The organism is Methylobacter luteus IMV-B-3098, from assembly GCF_000427625.1.
GTDB classification, from domain to species: domain Bacteria; phylum Pseudomonadota; class Gammaproteobacteria; order Methylococcales; family Methylomonadaceae; genus Methylobacter; species Methylobacter luteus.
The window spans coordinates 4163028-4171316 of sequence record NZ_KE386569.1; the positions used below are offsets into that span (position 1 = coordinate 4163028).

General features: G+C 49.2%; 5 protein-coding genes. 3 read left to right on the top strand and 2 right to left on the bottom strand.

Features of this window, described 5'->3' with window-relative positions:
- The first annotated feature begins 441 nt into the window (after positions 1–441).
- Positions 442–1404: an ADP-ribosylglycohydrolase family protein gene (locus METLU_RS26175; RefSeq protein WP_051300315.1), complete on the top strand. Its 963-nt coding sequence runs from the start codon at positions 442–444 to the stop codon at positions 1402–1404.
- Here the strand turns inward: METLU_RS26175 and recD2 are convergent.
- Both recD2 and METLU_RS0121760 read right to left on the bottom strand, forming a co-directional pair.
- On the bottom strand, positions 1388–3871 hold the full coding sequence (gene recD2 / locus METLU_RS0121755) for an SF1B family DNA helicase RecD2 (RefSeq protein WP_027160049.1): 2484 nt from the start codon (positions 3869–3871) through the stop codon (positions 1388–1390). The two genes, METLU_RS26175 and recD2, sit on opposite strands and share 17 nt — an antisense overlap.
- 24 nt (positions 3872–3895) lie before the next feature.
- Positions 3896–4822: a hypothetical protein gene (locus METLU_RS0121760; RefSeq protein WP_027160050.1), complete on the bottom strand. Its 927-nt coding sequence runs from the start codon at positions 4820–4822 to the stop codon at positions 3896–3898.
- 300 nt (positions 4823–5122) lie between these two features.
- Between METLU_RS0121760 and METLU_RS0121765 the strand changes: the two genes are divergently transcribed.
- Positions 5123–5851, top strand: a complete 729-nt coding sequence (locus tag METLU_RS0121765) for a hypothetical protein (RefSeq protein WP_027160051.1) — start codon at positions 5123–5125, stop codon at positions 5849–5851.
- A 742-nt stretch (positions 5852–6593) separates the two neighbouring features.
- Positions 6594–8289: condensation domain-containing protein (locus METLU_RS26180; protein WP_231383674.1), on the top strand; the 1696-nt coding region annotated here is incomplete at its 3' end.

The following is an 8289-nucleotide window of genomic DNA, read 5'->3' on the forward strand; positions in this document are numbered from 1 at the left end:
GATTTATTCAACAACGTCCCTACAGATAAGACAACCAGTCGCCAGAGCGGTGATACAGTTATCGATAATTCAGGTAGCGCGTTCAAATTGTCTTGCGGGTATGAATCGGCCGTTGAAAGGGTTCGGCACCGAACAGTTTTATGCCTTGACAGCCTGATTCCATCAGCCGATAGTCCATCCGCACCTATCAAAAATTAGCGCAACAGAACCGTATACGCCCGTCGAGTTGGTGGCTTGCCGACGCAAATGGGCTGGGAGTCCCTGGCTCGTGATACTGGTGGCGAAGCCACAGCTGTTGCAGGTGTTCAATCACGCCGACGATCATGCGGTGATTGAGGCACTAGACAAACTTGGCTGCGCCGGCTGAGCAGCATCAGAAATCAGGACCGAGTGCCCGTCCTGGTTCAGCCACTCAAAATTTTGCTGATGAAGGATATTTTTATGAATACTTTACAAGAGCGTTTTCGGGGCTGCCTGCTGGGGCTGGCGGTCGGCGATGCGGTCGGCACCACGCTGGAATTCAGACCCAAAGGCAGCTTTACGCCAATTGCCGACATGATCGGGGGCGGGCCTTTCCGGCTTGAGCCCGGCCAATGGACCGACGACACCTCGATGGCCTTGTGTCTGGCTGTCAGCCTGCTGGAATGCCGGAGCTTCGATGCCGATGACCAGATGCAGCGGTACTGCCGCTGGCGTGATGACGGCTATCTGAGCAGCAATGGTCGTTGTTTTGATATCGGCAATACGGTCAGCAACGCATTGCGCCATTATAAGGCCGGCGGCAATCCCTATGCCGGCTCCACCGACGCCAGGTCCGCCGGCAACGGCAGCCTGATGCGCCTGGCGCCGATTCCGCTGTTTTATTACCCGGATATCGAGCAGGCCGTGGCGTTTGCGGCGGAAAGTTCGAAAACGACTCATGGCGCGGCAGAATGCCTCGATGCCTGCCGTTTGTATAGCCAACAACTCATTCGGGCCTTAAACGGCGAAAATAAGGCGCAGGTGCTATTTGCCGATGGCAGTTCATTTATAGGTGAACCCAAGATCGCCGGGATTGCCAGCGGCCATTACCGCGATAAAAGCGAAGACAGCATTCGCGGCACCGGCTATGTGGTCGATTGCCTGGAAGCGGCACTGTGGTGTTTCTGGACCACCGACAGCTTCTGCGAGGCAATCCTCAAGGCCGCCAATCTGGGCGATGATGCCGATACCACGGCGGCCGTCTGCGGACAGCTGGCCGGCGCCTATTATGGCAGCTCGGGCATTCCAGCAGTCTGGAAACAGAAATTGGCGATGGGCGAAATGATTCAGGATTTGGCGGACCGGCTGTATCAACAGTCGCAAAGCCGGACCGGCCAGACGGTAAAGAACGCCCATTCCATGACCACTATCGACAACCCTTGATCAGCGTTTCCAAAGCGGTTTGTCTCCGGCTGACATCCTGTTGCCGGATGGCCATGGCCAACGCTTTTCGGGTGCCAACAAAGACGGCCAAATTTTTGGCTCTCGTTAATCCGGTGTAAACCAGATTGCGATACAGCATTTTGAAATGCTGGGTCAGGACAGGAATAATCACGGCTTTAAATTCACTGCCTTGAGACTTATGAATCGTAATCGCATAAGCCAGGTCAAGTTCCATAATATCCTCTTTCCGGTAGGAAACCTCCCGATTATCCGGATAAAAAGACACTACCGCGGTCAACTCCTCATTATTGATCGAAACGATTTGACCGATATCCCCGTTAAAGACATTGAGGTCATAATTATTACGACGATGAATCACGCGATCGCCTTCTCTGAAAATCCGCTCGCCCACCTGCAATTGGCACTTGTGTTCGCTTGGGGGATTCGCCTGTGCCTGAATCACCTTGTTGAGATTGGCAGAGCCCAGACTGCCCCGGGTCATCGGCGTTAAAATCTGTATCTCGGTATTTCGTCCGGAATATTTCGGAATCCAGTCCAGATAAAGCTTCACCACGCAATCCACCGCGGACAGCCCATAATGCAGCGAAGACCACGGATGTATTTTCTTGACGACGGATTTCAGGGCCTCCACCTGATCTTCACTTTGTTTCAATTGTTCAAGATCTACATGCCTGAATTTATCCGGGACAACAAAATCCACTTCGTAGGGCGACTGAATGGCTTCCTCAACCCGGAACTCATACGGCGTTTGAGCTGTGTGCGATTGATAAGAAGCCAGATGCTCCAGTTCCTGGATTTTCCAGTCAAAGTGGCGTTTCACCCGGGTAATAAAACCCAATTGCTCTTGAGTGGCTTCATCCGAATCGATAAACAGGCAATCGGCGCCTTTCTGCCAGATGTCGGGCGTTTTGAACGGCGAGTCGATGCAAGGCGTTTCTCCCCGATTAATCTGGTGGGCATATTGAATGATCAGAGACTGTTGCGCCTGGCGGAAAACCTGGGTCAATCGGAAACAGGGAACCGCGCCGGAGGCAATGATGTCCTTGAGCACATTGCCCGCACCGACGGAAGGCAGTTGATCCGGATCGCCGATAAAAAGCACCTGACACGCATCGGGCACGGCTTTTAGCAGGGAAGCGGTTAAACTGATATCCAGCATGGAACATTCATCGACAATCAAAAAATCCGTTTGCAACTTGTTGTTCTCGTTCATCTGAAATTCGCCGCCTTTCCATTCCAGTAAGCGATGAATGGTTTTGGCTTCCCGCCCGATCACTTCACTCATGCGCTGTGCCGCGCGTCCGGTAGGGGCGGCAAGTACAACGGCCTTTTTCATCGCTTCCAAAAGACGCACGATGACTAATGTTGTCGTGGTCTTTCCGCAGCCGGGACCGCCAGTCAGTACGGAAAAACGCTGTTGCACCACTCCCTTGGCCGCATCCGTCTGTTCATCGCTCAAGGTAATCGATTTTTTTTGGCAGTACTGGTCGATCCATTTGGCAATCCTTTCCGGTTCGCTGGCAATACGGCCTTTCATGCCGCAAATGATCCTTGCAACCGCCGCTTCATCGTAAAACAGCGTTTTGGAGTAATAACAGGTGGTTTCCTCATTCTCATGGAGAAGCGGGCGGGTGCAAAGCAGACCTTCCTGTTCCATGCGTTCCAGGTAATCGTGTAGGCGTTCTCCCAGGTCGATTTCAAGCAGGTCAAGAATGTCGGCCTGAATCTGCCGTTCCATCAGATAACAATGGCCGTGCTCCCGGCTTGCCGCCAGCACGTGTTTTATCGCCGCCATCAGGCGTTGCTTGGAATCCTTGGCCAAACCAATGCTCAGCGCCACTTTATCGGCGGAGAAAAAACCGATGCCATAAATATCGTTCGCCAAACGGTATGGATCCTCCGTCACCATGGCGATGGCCTGGTCTCCATATTCTTTGTAGATTTTTACGGCAAACAGCGTGCTGATGCCATGTCCCTGAAGAAACATCATCACTTCGCGGATGGCGCGATGTTCCGTCCAGGCCCGCTCTATCATTTCGAGTTTCTTTCTGGCAATTCCGGGCACTTCCATCAAGCGTTGAATATCATTTTCAAAGATATCCAGGGTCTCATTCTTGAAGTATTTGACGATTTTCTTTGCGGTTTGAGGGCCGACCCCTTTAATCAATCCGGAACCCAGATATTTTTCTATCGAGGCGGTAGTCGCGGGTATCTTTTCGATCGCCTCGGTTGCCTTAAATTGGCGGCCGTATTTAGGATCAACCGTCCAGGCGCCCCGAAATTCCATCGTAGCCCCTGCAAAGACTTTGGTTTGATGAACGGTGACGGTTTCTTGCTGCTGCGGCGATTGAAACGGTTGAACACGCAACACTGACCAGCCTGTGGCGGGGTTATGATAAGTGACTCGGCTGACAATGCCTGTCAGCGCTTCAGTGATCGTGTTCATGGAAGATCTGTTCGGTCTATGCGGTTACGGTAAATGGCAGTCCGGCAAAATGGAGGCGAATTCAGGATTGTCCGTATGATGTGGCCGGGACGAGCGGATATCCGGCAAGCCCTTGAGAAAAACCGCTTCCGGCCTGTGATTGACATAAGATTCGAAAATATACTCGTGCCAGTAATTTTCCGATAGGCCGTACTTCATCAGGTTTTCGAGCGAACTTGCCGTTGTCCGGGTTTTCTTGCCGCCGATCGTGCGGTTCAGATAGGCAATCCAGCTTTTTTTATCGGGATCAAGCAGAACATACGAGGTCGTGAAAACCAGGCTGTAATCAAACAGGCCCAATGCGGGAGGCAATATCCGGGCAAACCATAATTCGCCAGGATGGGATCCTTGATAACCCGCCGGGCAGAGACAGGTAATGATGTCATTGCCCGTGAGTTCTCTTAATAACACTTTGTCATTTTCTTGTCCCATAAATTCATAAATGCCCATTCGAGACCGCTGCAGGGCATTCATGACTGCAATCATCTGTTTGTCCAGGCCAAACTGATCGGCCAGGTCGATAATAATCGTGGCCAGTGTTTCCTTATCGATTCCGACGCTAAGATCAAACAGAAGCCAGCAATTGAAATAACTGACTGTGAGCGGACTCATTGGCGGCCCTTGGGGCACATAGGTATTGTCCGCCGCTTCAATGGTGCTGAAGAAACGGTTCAAGGACGGTTCCGGAACATCCTGCAGGCATTCGGCCAGGACCGATAATAAATTTTGAGCATGTATATAAACGGCATATAAAGGATCGCGGCCCGCTCGTATGTTCTGTTCGGCCGTGGCGATCTGATCAAAAAGCTCCTCAGCCGCCTTCTTCTGTTGACGGTAGTCGCTGAGGTCGATGACGTTGCCGGTTTTTAGCTTGCTAAGCCGTTTGGAAACTTTCGATGCAATTTTTCTCATGAAATGGTTCTAGTGGTTGTGTGATTTTCGTTCTTTGATAGGAGCGTGCAAAAAAATAACCTCCTCAAGTATGCAGATACCCTCATAAGTGAATTCACTCCTACCATTCCTTGACTTATTCCATGTCAATTACTTAATGTCAACACGATGGGAGGTTTTCAGCCGCCGCCGCGTTCCCGGTGACTCAGCCGGCTCCCTGAATGTGAGTCTATTCGATTGGCATGATTTTGTTGGTAGTTTATTTGTTGCGTTATCATAGTTATAACCTATTTTCCTTAGCCTGATCACATAGACAGTTTTATGAACGTAATACATGGAGCCTGGATTCTGGAAAACACGCCAGACTTTATTCAATCCGGCGGTTTTTATATGTGGGTGGAAAGCGATGAGGTTCTGATTGATAGTAAAGACGCAGTTCATCTACGGCATCTGCAAGGCCAGTCCTGTCTGGATTTTCTAAAAAGCGGGTTAGCGCTCGATTCCGTAGGCGCAGGGCAGGGCGTATTACTGTCTCTGCGCCTGCCCACTTACCGGAACAAGCCGCTACCGTCGCCGGAACTGGAGTATGTTGAAGTCGACGGGACAGTGGTGCTGCAAGACTGGCAAGTATATGCCTATCCGTTGCGGGAGCCTCTGAAAACGATCAATAACATTCATTTCCTGTGCTGTTTCCAGGCCAGCAACAGCCGTATCGGCAGTGATTTTTTGTTTTGGTATTACTTCAGCCAATCGTTAAAACAAATTTTTGCCAAGGATCAGTATATTCCTCGGCTATTAAGCAGGAAGGCGGGTGAGAAAACCGAGCTGTACCGGCGCTGGCAAGCGGTATCCGGTCACTATGAGAGATTGATACAAACAGCCGTCGATCAAATGCCGCTGGCCTGCAGCCAGCAGTATGAGCCTGAATCATTGTTGCGGCATTTTGCCGAAGTGGTTATTCATGAACTGCTAAACGCAGCCGTACTTGAGATGCCGCAAAGTTTTACTAAAAAGGTTCAGTATGATTTTTTAGAAACCATCTTGTTGTAAAGACAAACAGCGGAGCCGATCCGGACCTGTCAACAGCTATCCGATGAATTTAAGCACTGGCAGTAAGAACTGTTGGGAACAGGGGCCCAATGTTGTTACTGATTAAATAATCGGTGTATAGCTCAAGTTTTTCTTTTTTCCATGGGTAAAATGATAAGCTTTTTTCGGCGGCATGCATGCATAACATCAGAGAATAAATAATAGCTACCATCTAAAGCAGCGAAAGACTTGGTTAAAGATGAATGACTAACTATGGCATCAGCTCAGCCTATCGACTAGTTTTATTTGTTGATCGCGCATTCTATATGTTAGAAAAAAGTAATAATTTAAGTAATGGTACGTATTTAACTCCAGCCATAAAAGAATAAATAATAGCTACCATCTAAAGCAGCGAAAGACTTGGTTAAAGATGAATGACTAACTATGACATCAACTCAGCCCATCTACTAGTTTTACTTGCCGCTTATTATTTACGCTAGGTAAAGCCCATCACCATACAATGTGCGCTAAATCAAGGTTCAAGAATTTATTCAATTAAACATTTAAATTTACTCAATTAAACTTTAAGTAAATTTAAAGTGATGCGTGAAAAATAGTAAAAAAACGGTTGTCCGGGATTGGCTAATCAAGTTATGGCTGACTTCTTGGGATATTATTTCAACTCAATCTACAAGGATTGGCAAAAATCATGTCCTTATATTATCCATTGACCAGAGCGCAAACCTCTATATGGTTTGCTCAGATGTTGGAACCAGAAAACCCTGCCTATAACATTGGTGAATATACCGAAATTTCAGGAGCTATTGATCCAGACTTGTTCAGATTAGCAGTGAGTACTGTTTTGGATCAAAATGATAGCTTTCACCTTCGTTTTATTGCTACTGATGAAGGACCAAGGCAATACTTTTCCAGCGACAAAAACTGGATTATACATTACTTGGATTTTAGTACTGAAACAGATCCCTATGCCACTGCTAAGGGTTGGATGTGTGATGACATGGCACAAGCCTGCGATATCATCCATGGTCCAATAACTACGTTTGCACTTTTAAAAATACGTTCCGATTTCTTTATTTATTATCAACGCACGCACCACCTTGTTTCAGATGGATTTACTGGCCCGCTTTTTGCCCGTAAAGTTGCAGATGTATATTCCTCCTTGAGCGGAGCTAATTCACTAGACGACAATGCTGCCGGTTCATGGCTTGATGTATTGAAAAATGAAGAGAATTATCGTAATTCGGCAAGATACGGGCGAGATCGGGATTATTGGCTAGCCCAGTTGAAAGACAGGCCAGAGCCGATAACTCTGTCGGGTAAACAACCGGATCCGATTCCATGCCGCCAGCATATCCGTAAGACAGATTACTTGGCCTCTTCGACGGCAGAGACATTACGCAGTCTGGGCGCGGCCCATGGCGCGAGTTTGACTCAAGTTATCACCGCTGCTGTAGCGCTTTATTTGCATCGATTTTCAGGTGAGGAGGATATTATTGTCGGCATGCCAGTATCTGCCCGGATTGGCGCTGAAATGCGCAATATTCCCGGCATGATGTCGAACATTCTTCCACTGAGATTGAGAGTTGATTCCGGGCAAAGTTTTGGGGAGTTTCTCAGCCAAACTACAAGATCTATGCGAGATGCTTTGCGCCATCAAAGCTATCGAAGCGAAGATCTTCGTCAGGATTTTGGGTTGCCTCCGAACGGAAGTGACTTCTATGGTATGAATGTCAATGCGATGGTTTTCGATTATGTTCAGAGTTTTGCAGGTTTCCCGGCACAGAATCATAATCTTTCCACAGGGCCGGAATTTGAACTTTCTCTGGATGTTTATGACAACCAGAGCGGTTTCGATTTGCGTTTTGATTTTAATGCTAATCCATTGCATTACAGCGAAAAAAGCTTAGCTACACATATGCGTCGTCTGCTAAATTTGCTCGCCAATCTTACGGTTACTAAGTTTCATGTACCTATAAGCCGGATAAGCCTGCTGGAAGCTGAAGAGCGACAACGCGTACTTTACGACTGGAACGCCACCCAGGCCGACTATCCCCGGGACCGCTGCCTTCATGAACTGTTCGAGGCGCAAGCGCAGCATACGCCGGATGCAGTCGCCGTGGTGTTTGAAGACCAGCAGCTGACCTATGCTGAACTCAACGTTCGGGCCAACCGCCTGGCGCACTACCTGCGCAGTTTAGACGTAGGACCCGATGTATTGGTCGCGATCTGCGCCGAGCGCAGTCTGGAGATGGTGGTGGGCCTGCTGGGCATCCTGAAGGCGGGCGGTGCCTATGTGCCGCTGGATCCCGCTTATCCGGCAGATCGGCTGGCCTACATGCTGGCTGATGCCGCTCCCAAGGTGCTGCTGACGCAAGAGCGGCTCCAGGGCCTCTTGCCCCAGACCGATGCCCACGTGCTTGCATTGGATAGCGATTGGC